The following is a 17,195-nucleotide window of genomic DNA, read 5'->3' as shown; positions in this document are numbered from 1 at the left end:
TTTAGACAAGAGATGAAGGCTAGAGGCAGAATTTATCCTGCATTGACATTAATTTAAAAATTTGAAATAATTTCAAATTTTAATCCATATTCGTGAGACAATCAGATTGTCAGCAAAGACATTAAAAACCTACCAGGGGACTCTCGGAAAGTTACGCCTGTCAGAGATGATTCTGCCAGTAATGGCAAACAGGATCAGGGCAAGAACCCAAATATTTATTTAAGGAACCCTGCCTGAAGCTGGGATAACTGAGAGATATAGACTGAAACTCTCTAATGATATTAGAGGCAGAGCCTCATCAACTGCATTCCTAGTCAGAGACTAGGAACGAGATGTGGTAGGGATTTGAGCTTAAGTTGACACTAATGAAGCTCTTGCTCTACCCCTACAAATCTAATTTTGTCGTGATTTTATATAGGGTTTGCTGAAAAAGTTGTCTGTGAGGGCAGGGAACAGGGAACAGTTTTAACTGTCTGGATATCCTCAATTTTCCAAATCTGAGAAAGAAAAATGCACCTATTTTGAGACACCATTAGCCAAAACCTTGCACTTTTTTGTGGTAAAAATCCGCGAAACCCTTTGTTAATAAATGGTTTTAGCTTTATTCAGCAAGCCCTATATAAAGTCTATGTCCCAACCATTTTGAGTATATAAGCCAGTACCGCAGGGTGAAATTAAAAATTCAGAAAAGTGTCCCAGATTAGGTGAAGCCTAACTCCTGACTTCTGCTATAGCTTTTCTCCTGTTAGCTATTGAGTGAAAGCGAACTTTATCCTAAAATAATCTAGTAGGAATTTGGTGAAGCGGTTTATTTTACTTGCCTCTTCTCTACTGAAAATGAATCAAAAGCAGTTAAAAGGAAGATAAGTCACCTGTGAGTAGCTCCTAAAGAAAAGCTAACAGCTTGATATTGGATGCTCAAAAAGGTAGGTTAGATGTTTTGAGTATCTTAAGAGTATGATGAAAAGTATGAAAGCTGAACATATTGATTTTCCAGTGCTACACTCAGAATTATTCTTACGTCATCGTCTACAGGTAGTAGAGGAATTGTGGGAGTCGGTGCTGCGTCAAGAATGCGGTCAAGAAATGGTGGATCTTTTGCGCCAATTGCGGGACTTATGTTCTCCAGAGGGACAAGCCACGAATGACTTAGCTGCCTCGGCTGTAGAATTAATTGAACAATTGAATATCAATGAAGCGATTCGTGCGGCGCGTGCCTTTGCGTTGTATTTTCAGTTGATTAATATTATTGAGCAGGAATATGAGCAAAAGCAGCAATTAAACCGCTATAGTGGAGAAACTGATGAGGAGGTTTTTCCCAGTATAATTTATTCTACGAACCAAAGAGAAGAAGAATTGCCTATTACTAAGGAAATAGGTAGTGATTTAATGACATCGGAAACTCCGCAAAAAGGGACTTTCGCGGCTTTATTTCCCCTGTTATTTAAGTTGAATGTTCCACCCCAACAAATTCAACGTCTAATTTCTCAACTGGATATCCGCTTAGTTTTCACTGCACACCCGACGGAAATTGTCCGTCATACTATCCGGGATAAACAGCGTCAGGTGGTTCATCTTTTGCAAAAATTAGATGAAGCCCAAAATCGCGCTGGTAGCTATCCTTGGGAAACTTTGGAAGTCAAGGAAAGATTACTGGAAGAAATTCGCCTGTGGTGGCGGACTGATGAGTTACATCAGTTTAAACCGACGGTTTTGGATGAAGTAGATTATGCTCTTCACTACTTTCAAGAAGTGTTGTTTGATGGTATTACGCAACTATACAAACGCTTCAAATATTCTTTGGGCGAAACTTTTCCCTGGTTACAACCACCAACGACAAATTTTTGCTCTTTTGGTTCTTGGGTAGGTTCAGACCGAGATGGTAATCCTTCGGTGACACCGGAAGTAACTTGGAAAACCGCTTGTTATCAACGAAAAATGGTGTTAGAGCGGTATATTAAGTCAGTTAAAGAGTTAGTGTCTTTATTGAGTGTATCTATGCACTGGAGTGATGTACTACCAGATTTGCTAGAGTCTTTGGAGTTGGATCAATCACAGTTAAGTGGGGTGTATGATGATTTAGCATTGCGTTTCCGCCAAGAACCTTATCGTCTGAAGTTATCTTACATTCTCAAGCGGTTGGAAAATACCCGCGATCGCAATTTGGCTTTATATAATCGGGAAACGCCAAACAATGAAGATGCACCAATGTACCGTTCTGGTACAGAATTTTTAACAGAATTGTTGTTAATTCAACGCAATTTAACAGAAACAGGTTTAAGTTGTCGAGAGTTGGAAAACTTGATTTGTCAAGTGGAAATATTTGACTTTAATCTGACTCAATTAGATATTCGTCAAGAATCATCCCGTCATGCTGACGCTATCAATGAGATTCTGGAATACTTACAACTCTTACCCCAGTCCTACAACGAATTATCAGAAGAACAAAGAATAGCTTGGTTAACTTCAGAATTGCAAACTCGTCGTCCCTTGATTCCCGCTGAGTTACCATTTTCAGAAAAAACCAATGATGTAATTGAAACTTTCCGAATTTTGCGATCGCTACAACAAGAATTTGGCATTAAAATCTGTCAAACTTATATTATTAGTATGTGCCGCGAAGTAAGCGACGTACTAGAAGTTTTACTCTTAGCCAAAGAATCGAGTTTATTTGATCCTGTAGTTGCAGTGGGGACAATTCGCATCGTTCCTCTGTTTGAAACAGTAGAAGATTTACAACGTTCTAGAGGCGTAATGCGACAACTGTTTGAATTGCCTTTATATCGGGCAATGCTGGCTGGAGGTTACGCCGCAATTAACACTTCGACTCCGCTCAGTGCAAAAGCTTCGACTTCGCTCAGTGCAGAAGCACCTCCATCTATTTCTACTTTGAATCCTAACTTACAAGAAGTAATGTTGGGGTATTCCGATAGTAATAAAGATTCTGGTTTTTTAAGCAGTAACTGGGAAATTCATAAGGCTCAAAAATCACTTCAGAAAATCGCCGAAAGTTACGGTGTAAATCTGCGGATTTTCCACGGACGAGGCGGTTCTGTGGGACGTGGTGGCGGTCCTGCTCATGAAGCGATTTTAGCCCAACCAGGTCACAGTATTAGTGGCCGGATTAAAATTACCGAACAAGGGGAAGTCTTAGCTTCTAAATATTCCTTGTTAGATTTGGCTTTGTATCACCTAGAGACTATCACCACAGCCGTAATCCAAGCCAGTTTACTAGGAACAGGGTTTGATGACATCGAACCTTGGAATGAGATCATGGAAGAGTTATCTCATGCGTCGCGTCAGCACTATCGTAACCTAATTTATGAGCAACCTGATTTTATTGACTTCTTCCACCAAGTCACCCCCATTGAAGAAATCAGCCAATTGCAAATTAGTTCTCGTCCAGCCCGTCGTCCATCTGGTAAAAAAGATTTAAGTAGTCTGCGAGCGATTCCTTGGGTATTTAGTTGGACACAAACCCGCTTTTTATTACCTTCCTGGTATGGAATTGGTACAGCTTTACAAGAATTTTTGGATGCAGAACCAGAACAACATTTGAAATTACTGCGTTATTTCTACCTCAAATGGCCATTCTTTAAAATGGTGATTTCTAAAGCCGAAATGACTTTAGCAAAAGTAGACATGGAAATGGCACGTCACTATGTTGATGAATTGTCAAACCCGGAAGACAAACCGCGATTTGAGAAAGTTTTTGAACAAATTTCTAGCGAATTCTTTCTTACCAGAGATTTAGTTTTAAAAATCACTGGACACCAAAAACTATTAGATGGTGATCCAGTATTGCAACGTTCTGTACAATTAAGAAATGGAACAATTGTGCCTTTAGGATTTATCCAAGTTTCCCTATTAAAACGCCTTCGTCAATCAAAAAACGCCCCCACAACCGGAGTAATTCACTCTCGTTACAGCAAAGGAGAATTACTCCGAGGAGCATTATTAACCATCAACGGAATTGCTGCCGGCATGAGAAATACGGGTTGATAAAAAGCAAAAGGCGTAATTTCTTCACTTTGCGCCTTTGCGCCTTTGCGTGAGACAAAAATATGATCAAAAAACGCATTCTTATTTGTACCTTTTTGGCACTTTCTTCCGGTTTTTTTACTGCTTTAATAGCTGGACAAATCACCGTAATGCAACATAGCCAAAAATGTCAAAACCAGGCTTGGGGATTTAAACAAATGTGTAGTGCTTTAGTGACTCCGGGTGCAAGTTGGCAAGGAAGCACTGCGGGACTGTGGACAGGGACAATTTTAGGGGCATTTATGGGTGGGTTGATTACACGCAAATCTAGCGATTGGTAGTTGGAGATATGGGTTTTTTTACAGTTCTGGTTCTACTCCTAAAGCGCGTAATTGGGCAATTAGGCGATCGCTTTTTTCCTTTTCATATTCAGCCCGTTGGCGTTCATATTCGGCTGTTTCATGACCATCAAGTAATAAATTACCGTCTAAATCCCACCACCGTAGCCAAGGTAACTCCATATTTTGATATGTTCCTTGCCAAATACCTAATTCTACGCCCATAGGTGTAATCGGATAATGACCTCGTTGATTTGGTGGCAATAAATGATATTGTCCTTCCATGAGATGATATACTTCCACGCTGGCTTTACTAACTTCGTAAATGCCATAAAAAGCAGGTTTGATCACTTGTTCATAAATCCAAAGTTTCCCCTGCCAAGGTGTTTTATCTCTTTCTTCTATGCCATTTCCTGATACAAATTCTAAAGCAATTAATGGGGCAATAAATTCTTGCCAAAGCACATAAGAACGTCGGACTTTACCATCTAATAATGGTGGCACATGAGGAACATAAAACCAATCTGGGGCTTCTGCACCTCGTTCTGGTGGTTCAGTTATTCGCCAATAAATACCGCTATCTTGACCTATAGCATATTGTCCATCAGCGTGGAGTTTTTGTAATACTGGAATGATAGATTGAGTTAGTAGAATGCTTTGAGGATGTTCCTGAAAATTCTTCACAAATAGTCCGTTAGATTCTGGTAGTTGAGTATGATCTGGAAGGCTGGTTTGTGTATAGGGAGGATCTGCGGTAAAGGTCATGATGTCCTCGTGTTTTATAAGGTTTATTGTAGGATGACAATGAACAAATTATAACAATAATTTAGAGGGTGTTTGAATTTACCTGAATTTACCTGAATTATCAGCGATAAAAGTCCTGAATTTACCTGAATTCTTGAATTACCAAAGTAGGTATCATCCAAGGGTGTGGGACAAACAACTTCACTGAAAGAACTTCAGAAACAGAGAACATTCAGGATAATTTATGAGAAAGTTAACTTCCTTTTTGGCTGCTATCCTTAGCTTTGTTGTGTGTCTAGGTGGAGTAAGTCCTGCTTTAGCTCAACAAGCTCCTCAGCCCGCATCTCGTGGGATAACCACCCTTTACATCACTCCAGAACAACAGGCACAAGGAGTGAACGTATATGGGGATATCTTGAAATATGATGTAGCTATACCTAATCCTGACCTAAGTGCGATGTTGCCTGAAAATTTAAGCGATTTTCCAGCAGCTTATCAACAAGTCCTCGAACAAGGTCGAAAGAACAACGGAATTAATGGCTCATTTACTGAAGGTTGGTTTGATTTCCAAGGTGCAACTGCTGTAACTCCTGGGACTAACACACTTTTCACTATTGATGCTAGTCGTGATGGCAGAATATACACTGTGGTAGCTGGAAGGCCTTCCAGTCAATGCCCTCTGAACATTAAAGAAACTGCAATTGCTTTCTTTGATAATGTAGGAGCAGCAGAATCAAAGGCTAATGAATTAGATGCAAACGGATACTTGGTCTATGTTTCTCCTTCAGATAATTTGACCATCAAGGCATTTTCACAACTTTTCTATGACCAAGCTACTGGCAAGAAAAAAACCAACTCAGCTTGTTTCTTAGTTTCAGGTGCTACTGAAAAAGTTACAACTGATTTCACTAGAATATTCCCTTTACTTCCCCCTCAATTACAACAATATGCACGTCAAGCACCATTTGAATTCTCCCCTAGAGTTGGAAAATTCATCTATCTTGTCAATGCCAGAAAGACTCTCACTCCTCGACGTTAGTGTGAAGTAAAACAATTTATCATCTAGCAGATTTTAATTAAGGAGGGGTTTAAGCCCCTTCTTATAACCACAAAACAGCATATAGGATATGGGATACTGTTTTTTAAAACAATCAAATCGTATAAATTAAACCCATGAAATTTCAACCTGTTTCCCATAGCTGGGTAGCTCTACACCCAAAACCCCAAGGAGTAATTCAATTTGTTGGTGGGGCTTTTTTTGGCACATTTTGGCCAATGCTTTTTTATCGTTCTCTACTTCAACGATTATTTAATGATGGTTATACAATTGTAATTTTACCATTCAATTTTACCTTTGACCATTATGCTGAGGCTGGCTTTTTAATCAGAGAACAATATGAAATCATGCCAGAACTGGTCAGAAGAGCAATATTTGCTGGCTATGAATATGAACCCTATTTGAGTGACCAAAACTTTTCCTGGCTAGGTCATAGTATTGGTTGTAAATATATTGCGCTTTTGGAAGCATTTAGTGCCTTACCTGTTGTTGGTGAACCTAGTGATCCTCAATATCCTCATAATATTGAAAAATTGAGGAAATTTATTGATTCAACAGTTAGATCAGCGAATACAAAAGGTTCTCAAGAAAATATTAATGGTAAGGTCGAAAGTATATTTACAGACCTCTTAATTCTGATTAATGATTTAGAAATAAAGCGTAAAGAGGCTGAACGATTAATTAAATATTACATTAAGCGAGAAGCCAATTTCGACCAATTGCAAGATAACATTAAAATCACTAGCATCTTTATTAAGAATCAACCCTCTTTACTATTAGCTCCTGTAAATACAGGTCTTGAGAGTGCTATCCCCCAACCTTTAGCAGGTATAGTTATTAGCTTAGGTGTGAATGTCAAACCAACCCCAGATGAAACCTATGCCTTAATTAAAGAAGGTGATTTATTTAATCTCATGGGGTTAACTGCGTTCAAAAAGGATAAACTTGCTGCAACAACTTGTGAATGGTTTGAAGATAAGTTTAAAAAACCACCTGAAGGTTTTAGAGAAAATTTAAAAGGTGGACATTTAAGACCATTGGGTATGCAATTGGGCAATTTTGTGATCAATTTTCCAATTCCCACTATTGGGTCTATGAAAAAACGAAATATAGAGTTTGAATCTCCTGTAAGTCAATTATTCCAACGTTTAGAAAATAAGCAAGGTAATACTCAAAAATAGCAAATAAGAGTTTATTTGCCTAACTCCTCATTACATCCCCAAAATAATTCCGATATAGTTGACAACGCGGCTCAACTTCATTACCCGTAAGCTTTACCAAACCCATATTTTTCAAATGATAAGCTGATATTATTTCCAATCGCACTGGTTGAGGAGAATTAATCACTGTTTGAAATGCTGTGATCAGTTTTGGTTGCTGTTGCAACTTCAACCAGTGTTCGCGTAAATAATGACGATAAATACCTGCATTCGTAGAGGCTTCTGATAACAACTTGTGTAGGGTGATATCTGGATAATTTTTGAGGTGAGAAAATGCCAATTTTAACAAATAAGGATGACCACCTACTAATTGTATTAAGGGGTCTACTAAAAATGAATCTTGTACTAATCCATATTGTTGGGGCAAATATCTGAACCTCCTCTTTAGTTAATTCTGGTAATTCTATGATTAATCCTATACTTAAAGGCAATTGATTAGTATTTGCGTGCATATAAATGTCCGTAGAATAGGCGATCGCTAACCGGAGTTTTTTCCAGTGGGAACGGTTTCTAGCTTTCTCATACCAAGAACGCAACAATCCAAAAAATTCTTCATAAAGTTCAGGATAGGAAAAAAGCACATCTACATCATCTATATATAGAACTAAAGGACTATCATTTGCTGCTAATAAATATGTTTCTAAATAAGTTGTACAACTTATTTTAGCACCCATCCCTTCTTCATCCCAATAGTCATCTAAGCGATTGGGTAGGTTGAGTTCTCGACTGAGATTCAGACAAAACCAGCGTAGAAATTTATTCAAGTTTCCAAAGTGAGTTTTCTTATCTGCCATATCTAAGCTTAAACTAACTATGCGATAGTCTTCCTTGGATACCTTCAGTAATACCCGCTCCATTAAGGAAGTTTTGCCCATTAATCTAGGTGCTTTTAACCAAATTAAAGAACCAGGTTGCAAGAGATTTTCATAGCAAATAAATTCGAGAAAATAGCGATCTATATATAATTTTGTATTTAGTAAGCTGTGTTTAGCTTGGCTGAGTAAGTAATATTCATCTGTAAATTGCTTGTGCCAACATTGCTTTTCCCAATATCGTTTTAGGGCTTCTTTAAAATTACTTTTTTTAACTTTCTCTCCTATAGCTTCTGTCAATAATTTCCAAAATTTGGGTGCAATATCTTGACTAAGATAACTGGTTGTGTAATTGTATTTGCTCGCTATTTGACTATATTCTTGTCGTTCCCAAGCTCCCTTAATGACAATTATTTCTACATCAGTTAATGATCTATAAAATTTTGTCAAAACAGCTTGGTTAGCAATTTCAATTGCCTGATATAATTTTAAATCCATGTTAAGTAAGTTGGCGTTAAAAATTGTCTTTATGACAAGGGAATAGGGAATAGGGAATAGGTTTTGATAATTTTTACTTTTTGTTACATATTTTGTTTTTTTGTGCTTTTCTACTTATTTTATTAATTAGCACCCCTTTGAAAAGCTTGGTTGTGGATTAAGTAGGTAAACAAAATAAAAATGAGGGGTATTGCGTTTTGTAAAATGGCTGAAACTCAATCAGAATATTGCATTGAGACAACTTTACATACCGTTACATACCTTTAAATTTTCCTGTTTACCTACTTACTTCAATTTTAATAGTATCATATAGTGCGATCGCCTGATCTTGTAGGGTGCGTTAATGAAATGTAACGCACCTTATGTATGTTTATTTACTGATTTTCGGTGGGTTACGCTGTTGCTAACCCACCCTACGTTTTTTGCCGTGGTTGATAGCCTTTCCCTTGTTTCCTCACCAATCAATCAACTTAATATTGTAATATTACTTACTCCAATCTCGAATTTCTAAGTTTTCTATTTTTCCAAAATCTCTGATATTATTTGTGATAATAATCAAATTGTTGGCTATGGCAATTCCTGCTATCAGAATATCAATATCATCAATTGGCGTTCCTTTATTTCTTAAATTGGCATAAATATCAGCAGAAATTGTGGCAGAGCTTGTACTTAGAGGTAAAACCGTATTGTATGAAATAAATTCCTGAAAAGAGGTGAGTTGTTTTTGCGCGTCACGATGTTTTAACCCACTGACAATTTCATAATAAGTGATAATGCTAATGTTAATTTTGTCATGGTCGTTAAGATAGGCTTGAAAACGCTCAACAACCAGACTGTGATTACGGAAGAAAAACGATAAGATATTAGTATCAATCAAGGCTGGCTTCATCACTTCTTCTCCCTAAAAATGCTTGCTGTCGGCGTGTATTTATTTCTGCATTGAAATCAGCAAACATTTCATCTGACATATTATGCCAACAACCAGCAAACTGCATAGTTGGGTTGGGGGAAACTTGGGAAATTTCTACACCTAATCGAAAATAATGAATAAAGTGATATAATTCTGCCAATTTATCTTCTGGGAAAAGATTTATTTCTGTAATAACTTTTGTGCGTAGGTTTGAAGAATCCATAGCAAATTAATGTAAATTAATCAAGCAATAAGTTAATTATATAGCAGAACTAGCGGAAAAATTGATTCTGGCTGAACCGATGATTTTTGACATACTCACCGACCTGAAGGTGCGGGGAAACACTTGACGCTTCACCGACTGACGCTACCGAAGATCCTGTAGGGTGCGTTAACGGAGTGTAACGCACCGACCTTATGATTAAATTCGGTGGGTTAGGGGTAGCGTAACCCAACAAATAAAGTTTTCTACCACTAAAATAGAAGTATTATAGATGCGATCGCTCAGTTACACTAATTTTAGTATTAAGACAATATGCTAAAATGTGGTGAGGTGAAAGCAAATGCCAACAGTTCTATATATAAGGGGATGGCGATTTTTCTTTTATTCAGACGAGGGAAATGAGCCGATTCATATTCATGTGCAGAAAGGAGACAGTGAATGTAAATATTGGCTAGACATCGATCTGTACGAGATTCGTGAGGCTTATTCATATCAAATGTCATCACGAGACACGCGGGAAGTCAAGAAGATCATCTTGCAAAACTTTGATGAAATAGTAGATGAATGGCAAACATTTAGGAATTGGCAAAATGGATAAGCAATACAACATATCAAATATTGACTTTAATGGAGAGTTGATGATTCTATCAGTAGATGGAAAAACTTATCAAATCCCAATTATTCAAGCATCTAAGCGACTTGCTCAAGCAACAGATATGGAGCGCAAAATGTATCGTATTTCGACCTCTGGTTATGGTATTCATTGGTACGCCATTGATGAAGATTTGACAACTAAAGGACTAATCAAACTAGCAGAGATCGCCAAGACAGCTTAAAGTGCGATAGTGAAGCACTGCTGCAAGCAGATCGACCCTCATCCTGAATCTATGAAATCAAGGGTGGGATTTGTTCTAACGAAACTAAACCATTCTCTTCAAAATCAATCTCCAGATGATATCCTGCCATCAAAGCCGTTCCCAATAAAGGTTTAAAACCAGATGCTAAAATAGGAACTACTTTTTCTCGATTGTCCCAAACAATTGTTGCTAAATGTATAGATAACAACGTCTCCCTACCATCGGCTAATCTAGCAAGCGTAGTGGAATATAACGGCAGATTCATCGCGCTGACGGCTTGTGGTGGTAAGGTAAGATGGTCGTTGAATCCAGTATCAATAATAAAATTAATAGAAAAATCTCGTTGTGTCGGTAAACGAAAAATTACTGGCACAATCGCTTTGCTATCGATCAATCTCCCGTAAATCATTTGACAGTACGCTCAATCGCTCCCCCAAAGCTGACAGCAACATCATAACCAATCCGCATCGTAAATAATCTGGCATTTGGTTTCTTTTGCTTTAACTTTAGTGCAGTTTCTACACCAGTTTTATCAATTCCGTATTCTCCGGTTTCCGCATCAATTACAATCATTTTGCCAATGTGATCATCACATTCCACTTGTTGACGAATGCCATTTTCGTAAAATTGTTTAGCCCTTTGAGCAACTTCTTCTATGGTCCAAAAAATAGCCTGCATGATCATTAAACCTCCTTTATGCTGTTTAATTATTTTAAATGTAAATTAATCAAGCGATAAGTTAATTATATAGCAGAAATAGCGGAAAAATTTATTCTAGCTGAACCGTCCCTGTTCCCTATTCCCTGGTAAAATATTTCAACATCTCTGAAAATACGTTACCATGACCACTGAAAATACCACGGGTGCTGATGCTATTGATAGAGCGATATCAAGGGGAATTGATTTTGATGGTTCTCCTATTCCCATAGTTAAATTAGACCTATATGAACAAGTTATGGGTTTAGAATCAGGCAGACAACGCAGCGGTGTATCCAATACCATGCGTTCTCGCATTGTTCGGATTGGTGCTAAACATATCCCCCAAGCTGAACTTGATCAAAAGCTGGTTGAAGCTGGTTTTGCACCTTTAAAAGAAAAGGAAATTGCTTTTTTCTACGGTGGTAAATAAAAGACAAAGAATTCCGTGCAAAAGTCAGATCCCCGACTTCTTAGAGAAGTCGGGGATCTGGTGGTTTATAGTAAACCTAAAGATATCTAGAATAAATTTCAGTTCTAGCCAGAAATTCTGCTAATTTATAAATAATTGGTTAAGCTACGAAGATTTTTGGATCAAGAAACCAAGTCAACCAGGTAATTTATCGTCATATCAACATTCACGTTTCAGGGGTTCTGGTAATGGATATTACGACGCTGCTAATTGTTTGGTTAGTAACGGCTGTTAGTTTGTGGATTATTAGTAAATTACCTTTAGGAGTGGAAATTGATTCTCCTGAAAAGGCAATTTTTTCTGCCGCAGTTTTAGGTATTATTACAGCATTAGTGAAGCCAGTTCTCAAATTTTTGTTTGTGATACCAAATTTAGCCACCTTTGACTTATTATCTGGTATCTTCACTTTCATGATTGCTGTTGCTTGTTTTAGTATTGCTGCTTGGTTAGTAGATGGTTTCCGGTTACGTTTTGGCATTTGGAGTGCAATTTTAGGTGCTTTTGCGCTTACTCTTGTCAATAACATTATCTACAAATTATTAGGTGTTTAATTGGTAATTGGTAATTGGTAATTGGTGATTGGTAATTGGTGATTGCTTACTATCACCTATTCGTTATATTATCAATACGAATCCCAAAAATCAATCTGGGATTAATCTCTGCAAAATCTGTTTCACAACTATCCCAGTCCAATCAATATCCGCTGCTGTTGTCTGTTTTCCTAAAGTTAATCTAATTCCTCCTAAAGCCGCTTTTTGAGAATATCCCATTGCTAGTAAAATGGGACTAGGGCTTAATTTTCCACTATTGCAAGCCGCACCAGCACTAATACCAATTCCGGCTAAATTTAACTGTCTTACTAATGTTTTACCGCTGATTTTTTCCCCGTCGGCTGCTTCTAAATAAAAACTGAGATGATGGGGTAAACGATGAATTTTGTCACCTGTGGGTATTAAACCGGGAACATCTGCTAGAATGGCAAAGAGGCGATCGCGCAATAGGATTAATCTCCCTGTTTCCGTCTCCAATTCCTGGGCTGCTAACTCCGCAGCTACTCCAAATCCAGCAATAGCGGGCGTTGCTTGCGTCCCTGAACGCAGTCCGTTCTCCTGTCCACCCCCACCCAGTAGCGGCATTAATTCCACTCCAGGACGCAGATATAACGCCCCTGCACCTAAACCGCCATATAATTTATGACTAGATAAACTCAATAAATCTACAGGTAATGTCTGCACATCTAGCGGTAAACGTCCAGCAACTTGCACTGCATCTGTGTGAAATAAAGCGCCGTGTGTTTTCGTGATTTTCCCCAATTCAGCAATTGGTTGAACTGTTCCTATTTCACTTTGTCCATAAATCACAGATACCAAAACAGTGTTATGTCGTAAAGCTGCTTTTAAGTCTTCGGGGTTGACTCTTCCTTGATGATTTACACCTAAACGGGTAATTTCCCAACCCCAATTTTCTAACATTTTCGCCGGTTCAGAAATGGCGGAATGTTCTACACTGGAAATGATCATATGTTGGGGAGTAGTGTAACATCGCGCCACTCCCATAATTGCTAAATTATCTGCTTCTGTTCCCCCAGACGTGAAAATAATAGATTCGGGAACTGCGTTAATTAATCCTGCAACTTGCATTCTGGCTGTTTCTAAAATCAAGGCGGCACGGTTGCCCCATTCATGTAAACTGGAAGGATTACCCCACTGTTGTGTTAGGATTGTTTGGATAATTGCGATCGCTTCTGGACGAGTTGGAGTAGTTGCACTGTAATCTAGATATACTTGCATAAAAATTAATAAATAATAATTACGTATTGCTATTTTTAGGTAAGAGTTTCACGCAAAGGCGCAAAGGCGCAAAGGAAGAAATTAATTCAGGGTGTGATATAAATACATTAAAATCCCTGTAATTTACTTTTATCAGATTACTGTGTTTATTTTCCCACAAATACGCTATTTTTCTTATATCTTTTTATTGCTATTCACTTTAGGTGGTTGTCAACAGGTTCAATCATCAAATCAGCGTTTAGCACCTTTACCTCAAGATCCTTTAATTCAAGTTTACTTTAATAATTCCCAATCTTCAGAATATCAAGAAACCTATCGTCAGCAAACCCGGTTAGGGGATGATTTAGAAAAGCAGATTGTTGACACTATTTCCCAAGCTAAATCTACTGTAGATGTAGCTGTACAAGAATTGCGTTTACCAAGAGTTGCCCAAATATTAGCACAAAAACAAAAATCTGGCGTAAAGATTAGGTTAATTTTAGAAAGTAATTATTCTCGTCCGTGGAGTAGTTTCACTTCCGCAGAAATAGCGAAGTTAGGAAAAAGAGAACAAGAACGATATCAAGAATTTCGGAAATTTGTGGATATCAATCAAGATAATCAAATCACACCAGAGGAAATTAGTCAACGGGATGGTTTAGCTATTGTTCAAAATGCCCAGATTCCCTGGATAGATGATACTGCTGATGGTTCAAAGGGTAGTAGTTTAATGCACCATAAATTTGTCATTGTTGATCATCGTTTTGTAATTATTACTTCTGCCAATTTTACCTTTAGTGATACGTCAGGTGATATTAGTAATCTTAGTAGTTTAGGGAATACCAATAATTTATTAAAAATTGATAGTTCTGAATTAGCAACCCTACTCACAGAAGAGTTTAATATTATCTGGGGTGACGGAGTAGGAGGAAAACCAGATAGTAAATTTGGAGTTACAAAACCTGTTCGTAACCCACAAACAATTACATTAGGGAATAGCAAAATTACAATTCATTTTTCTCCAACATCTCCTACTGAACCTTGGAGTAATTCCAGTAATGGGTTAATTGCTAAAACTTTATCTACAAGCACGAAAACCGTAGATTTAGCATTATTTGTATTTTCAGATCAACAACTTGCCAATATTCTCGAAGAACGTCATCATCAAAATGTCCAAATTCGGGCTTTAATTGAACCACAATTTGCTTATCGTCCCTACAGTGAAGCGTTAGATATGATGGGATTTGCTTTAAGTGATAACTGTAAATATGAAGTTGATAACCGTCCTTGGAAAAATCCCATTTCTACCGTTGGAGTCCCAATTTTAGCCAAGGGAGATTTATTACACGATAAATTTGCAGTCATTGATAACCAAACCGTAATTACAGGTTCACATAATTGGTCAGAAGCTGCTAATCATGGTAATGATGAAACATTAATAGTGATTGAAAATCCCACAGTAGCAGTACATTATCAACGGGAATTTGACCGCCTTTATGGTAAAATAAAACCCGGTTTACCAGCAAATATTAAATCTAAAATTGATGCGGAAGTTAAAAAATGTCCCCAAATCAAACAACCATCATCTTTTGTAAATTCGATTAACACTAAAATTAATCTCAATACCGCAACTCAAGCAGAATTGGAAACTCTTCCTGGTGTGGGTGAAAAGTTAGCCAAAAGGATAATTATAGCCCGTCAACAGCAAAGGTTTACTTCTTTACAAGATGTAGATAAAGTACCGGGAATTAGTGATAAGATTTTAGCAAAATGGGAGGGAATGATAATATTAACCTCAGATTAACGCATATACAGATAATTATGTTACCATTAATGATATGATGGTAGAGAAAACGGGTTAGTATTTTAGTAAATGCCTTAAAGTTAAAATATTGCTAGGATAACTTATGAAATTTTACGATAAATTGAATGGGGCGATCGCTCAAAATCAGAGTTTACTATTTGTAGGACTAGATCCTAATCCAGAAATGCTCCCTGAGCGATATTGCCAGAAATCACATCCCAAAAGTATGATTGATGGTCTGTGGAATTGGTTAGAATTTACTATTTCCCAAACCAGTGATTTAGTATGTGCCTATAAACCAACTCTGGGATTTTACGCAGCTTTAGGTATTCCAGGATGGGAATTATTAGAAAAAACTTTAAAAGCTATTCCTGCCCACATTCCGATTATATTAGATGCTAAACATAGCGATCTTAATACTAGCACAATTTTCGCTAAAACTGTTTTTGAAGAATGGCAGATTGATGCGATTACATTGAGTCCTTATGCAGGACAAGATCACGTAGCCCCCTTTTTAGTTTATCCCGATAAAGCCGTTTTTATTTTGTGTACAACTTCTAATCCAGGTGCAGTAATTTTGCAGCAATACCCTACAGCGGAATCCCCTTTTTATTTACAAGTAGTTAAAGAAGCAAAAAATTGGGGAACACCTGAACAACTGGGTTTAGAAGTAGGAACTATTCAACCAGATATTTTAGCGAAAATTCGCAAAGAAGCACCAGAAAGAGTAATTTTAGCCCGCAGCATTTGGTCTGAAGGTGGTAATCTTAAAAATTTGCTATCAGCGGGATTAAATTATAATGGTGATGGGTTACTTCTTCCCGTTTCTCAAGATATGTTAGGAAGTGAAAATCTATCTACACAACTGCAATCTTTAAGGGCGGAAATTAATCATCTCAGAACTGAAATTTCCCAAGAAAACTCCACTTGTTCCGTCTGGTTTCCTGATGTTTGTTTGTTAAATAAACACCCGCTTTTAGATTTAATTCTACAACTTTATGACATTGGTTGTATCATGTTTGGTGAATTTGTCCAAGCTTCTGGTGCTACCTTTCCCTATTATATAGACCTCCGCAAAATCATTTCTAATCCCCAAATATTTCATCAGATAGTAATTGCTTATGCAGAGATTCTTAAAGACCTAACTTATGATAGAATAGCCGGTATTCCTTATGGTTCTTTACCTACTGCTACTGGATTATCATTACATCTAAATTCCCCGATGATTTTTCCCCGCAAAGAAGTAAAAGCACACGGAACCCGCAAGGTAATAGAAGGTAATTTTAATCCTGGAGAAGTTGTTGTCGTTGTTGATGATATTTTGATCAGTGGTAAAAGCGTAATGGAAGGAGCAGAAAAGTTAAAATATGCAGGATTAAATGTCAATGATATTGTAGTATTTATGGACCATGAGCAAGGTGTAAAAGACAGATTGCGAGAAAATGGTTATCAAGCACACGCAGTTTTAACAATTTCTGAAATTACAGAAACTTTATATGCAGCAGGACGTATTAGTGAGGAACAATTTAAAACCTTATCTGAAATAAATTAGACATTTTAGATATTTATTTTCAAGATAGTGATACAAAACTAATTCAATAATTAGGATTTTGTGGTAAACTGTAGTTAGAATGGTTAGATATGGGAATCTTCAATAATTTCCCAACAACAAAACACCCGACTTCTCTAAGCAGTCGGTTATCTGAGAGGTTGTTTGAAAAGTATTATATCAAACCGGTAATCTCCAAAAACCTAACCCCCCTACCCCCCTTCCCTGCAAGGGAATGGGGGTTTTAAAGCCTCTCCCCTTGCAG

Annotated in this window: 16 protein-coding genes and 1 pseudogene; 10 read left to right on the top strand and 7 right to left on the bottom strand. The window is 37.4% G+C overall.

The window, feature by feature from the left end:
- Positions 1-960: 960 nt before the first annotated feature.
- Positions 961-4,002, top strand: a complete 3,042-nt coding sequence (locus AA650_RS17265) for a phosphoenolpyruvate carboxylase (protein WP_053539954.1) — start codon at positions 961-963, stop codon at positions 4,000-4,002.
- Between the two features lie 62 nt (positions 4,003-4,064).
- Complete coding sequence (locus AA650_RS17260) at positions 4,065-4,322, top strand: hypothetical protein (RefSeq protein ID WP_053539953.1); 258 nt, start codon at positions 4,065-4,067, stop codon at positions 4,320-4,322.
- 18 nt (positions 4,323-4,340) lie between these two features.
- Here the strand turns inward: AA650_RS17260 and AA650_RS17255 are convergent, their stop codons facing one another.
- Positions 4,341-5,084, bottom strand: coding sequence for a Uma2 family endonuclease (locus AA650_RS17255; protein ID WP_053539952.1), 744 nt, complete (start codon positions 5,082-5,084; stop codon positions 4,341-4,343).
- 223 nt (positions 5,085-5,307) lie between these two features.
- On the opposite strand from AA650_RS17255, the gene AA650_RS17250 reads away from it, so the two are divergent.
- Positions 5,308-6,102, top strand: coding sequence for a hypothetical protein (locus AA650_RS17250; protein WP_053539951.1), 795 nt, complete (start codon positions 5,308-5,310; stop codon positions 6,100-6,102).
- A 134-nt stretch (positions 6,103-6,236) separates the two neighbouring features.
- Positions 6,237-7,301 carry a DUF1350 family protein gene (locus tag AA650_RS17245; RefSeq protein ID WP_053539950.1) on the top strand — a complete coding sequence of 355 codons (1,065 nt, stop codon included), beginning with the start codon at positions 6,237-6,239 and terminating at the stop codon, positions 7,299-7,301.
- 19 nt (positions 7,302-7,320) lie between these two features.
- Here the strand turns inward: AA650_RS17245 and AA650_RS17240 are convergent.
- The 3 genes and pseudogenes from AA650_RS17240 to AA650_RS17230 form a co-directional block, all read right to left on the bottom strand.
- Positions 7,321-8,650: pseudogene (locus tag AA650_RS17240) on the bottom strand (AAA-like domain-containing protein).
- Between the two features lie 484 nt (positions 8,651-9,134).
- Positions 9,135-9,539, bottom strand: coding sequence for a type II toxin-antitoxin system VapC family toxin (locus tag AA650_RS17235; protein ID WP_053539949.1), 405 nt, complete (start codon positions 9,537-9,539; stop codon positions 9,135-9,137).
- On the bottom strand, positions 9,520-9,783 hold the full coding sequence (locus AA650_RS17230; RefSeq protein ID WP_039200648.1) for a hypothetical protein: 264 nt from the start codon (positions 9,781-9,783) through the stop codon (positions 9,520-9,522). The genes AA650_RS17235 and AA650_RS17230 overlap by 20 nt, the downstream gene beginning before the upstream one ends.
- Before the next feature lie 340 nt (positions 9,784-10,123).
- Between AA650_RS17230 and AA650_RS29485 the strand changes: the two genes are divergently transcribed.
- Together AA650_RS29485 and AA650_RS17220 are read left to right on the top strand one after the other, a co-directional pair.
- Positions 10,124-10,381, top strand: a complete 258-nt coding sequence (locus AA650_RS29485) for a DUF4160 domain-containing protein (RefSeq protein ID WP_053539948.1) — start codon at positions 10,124-10,126, stop codon at positions 10,379-10,381.
- A complete protein-coding gene (locus AA650_RS17220; protein WP_213799028.1) occupies positions 10,344-10,619 on the top strand; it encodes a DUF2442 domain-containing protein in 276 nt (91 codons plus the stop codon). The genes AA650_RS29485 and AA650_RS17220 overlap by 38 nt, the downstream gene beginning before the upstream one ends.
- 49 nt (positions 10,620-10,668) lie before the next feature.
- On the opposite strand, the gene AA650_RS17215 is transcribed toward AA650_RS17220, so the two are convergent.
- Entirely contained in the window at positions 10,669-11,049 is a 381-nt protein-coding gene (locus AA650_RS17215; protein ID WP_053539946.1) for a clan AA aspartic protease, read from the bottom strand.
- Complete coding sequence (locus AA650_RS17210; RefSeq protein WP_027404065.1) at positions 11,046-11,318, bottom strand: hypothetical protein; 273 nt, start codon at positions 11,316-11,318, stop codon at positions 11,046-11,048. The genes AA650_RS17215 and AA650_RS17210 overlap by 4 nt, the downstream gene beginning before the upstream one ends.
- Positions 11,319-11,481: 163 nt before the next feature.
- Here AA650_RS17210 and AA650_RS17205 point away from each other — a divergent pair, with 163 nt between their 5' ends.
- Positions 11,482-11,769, top strand: a complete 288-nt coding sequence (locus AA650_RS17205) for a small RNA NsiR4-regulated ssr1528 family protein (protein ID WP_039200652.1) — start codon at positions 11,482-11,484, stop codon at positions 11,767-11,769.
- A gap of 227 nt (positions 11,770-11,996) precedes the next feature.
- Entirely contained in the window at positions 11,997-12,359 is a 363-nt protein-coding gene (locus AA650_RS17200; RefSeq protein WP_027404063.1) for a phage holin family protein, read from the top strand.
- A 90-nt stretch (positions 12,360-12,449) separates the two neighbouring features.
- Here AA650_RS17200 and AA650_RS17195 read toward each other — a convergent pair whose 3' ends face one another.
- Positions 12,450-13,598, bottom strand: a complete 1,149-nt coding sequence (locus tag AA650_RS17195) for a cysteine desulfurase family protein (RefSeq protein WP_053539945.1) — start codon at positions 13,596-13,598, stop codon at positions 12,450-12,452.
- A gap of 142 nt (positions 13,599-13,740) precedes the next feature.
- Here AA650_RS17195 and AA650_RS17190 point away from each other — a divergent pair, with 142 nt between their 5' ends.
- Together AA650_RS17190 and AA650_RS17185 are read left to right on the top strand one after the other, a co-directional pair.
- Positions 13,741-15,381, top strand: coding sequence for a DUF655 domain-containing protein (locus AA650_RS17190; RefSeq protein WP_053539944.1), 1,641 nt, complete (start codon positions 13,741-13,743; stop codon positions 15,379-15,381).
- A 103-nt stretch (positions 15,382-15,484) separates the two neighbouring features.
- Entirely contained in the window at positions 15,485-16,933 is a 1,449-nt protein-coding gene (locus tag AA650_RS17185) for a bifunctional orotidine-5'-phosphate decarboxylase/orotate phosphoribosyltransferase (RefSeq protein WP_053539943.1), read from the top strand.
- Positions 16,934-17,195 lie beyond the last annotated feature (262 nt).

This window comes from Anabaena sp. WA102 (assembly GCF_001277295.1).
Lineage (GTDB): Bacteria > Cyanobacteriota > Cyanobacteriia > Cyanobacteriales > Nostocaceae > Dolichospermum > Dolichospermum heterosporum.
Note: the sequence above shows the minus strand (reverse complement) of the source record. Positions and strands in the feature narration are given on the sequence as shown.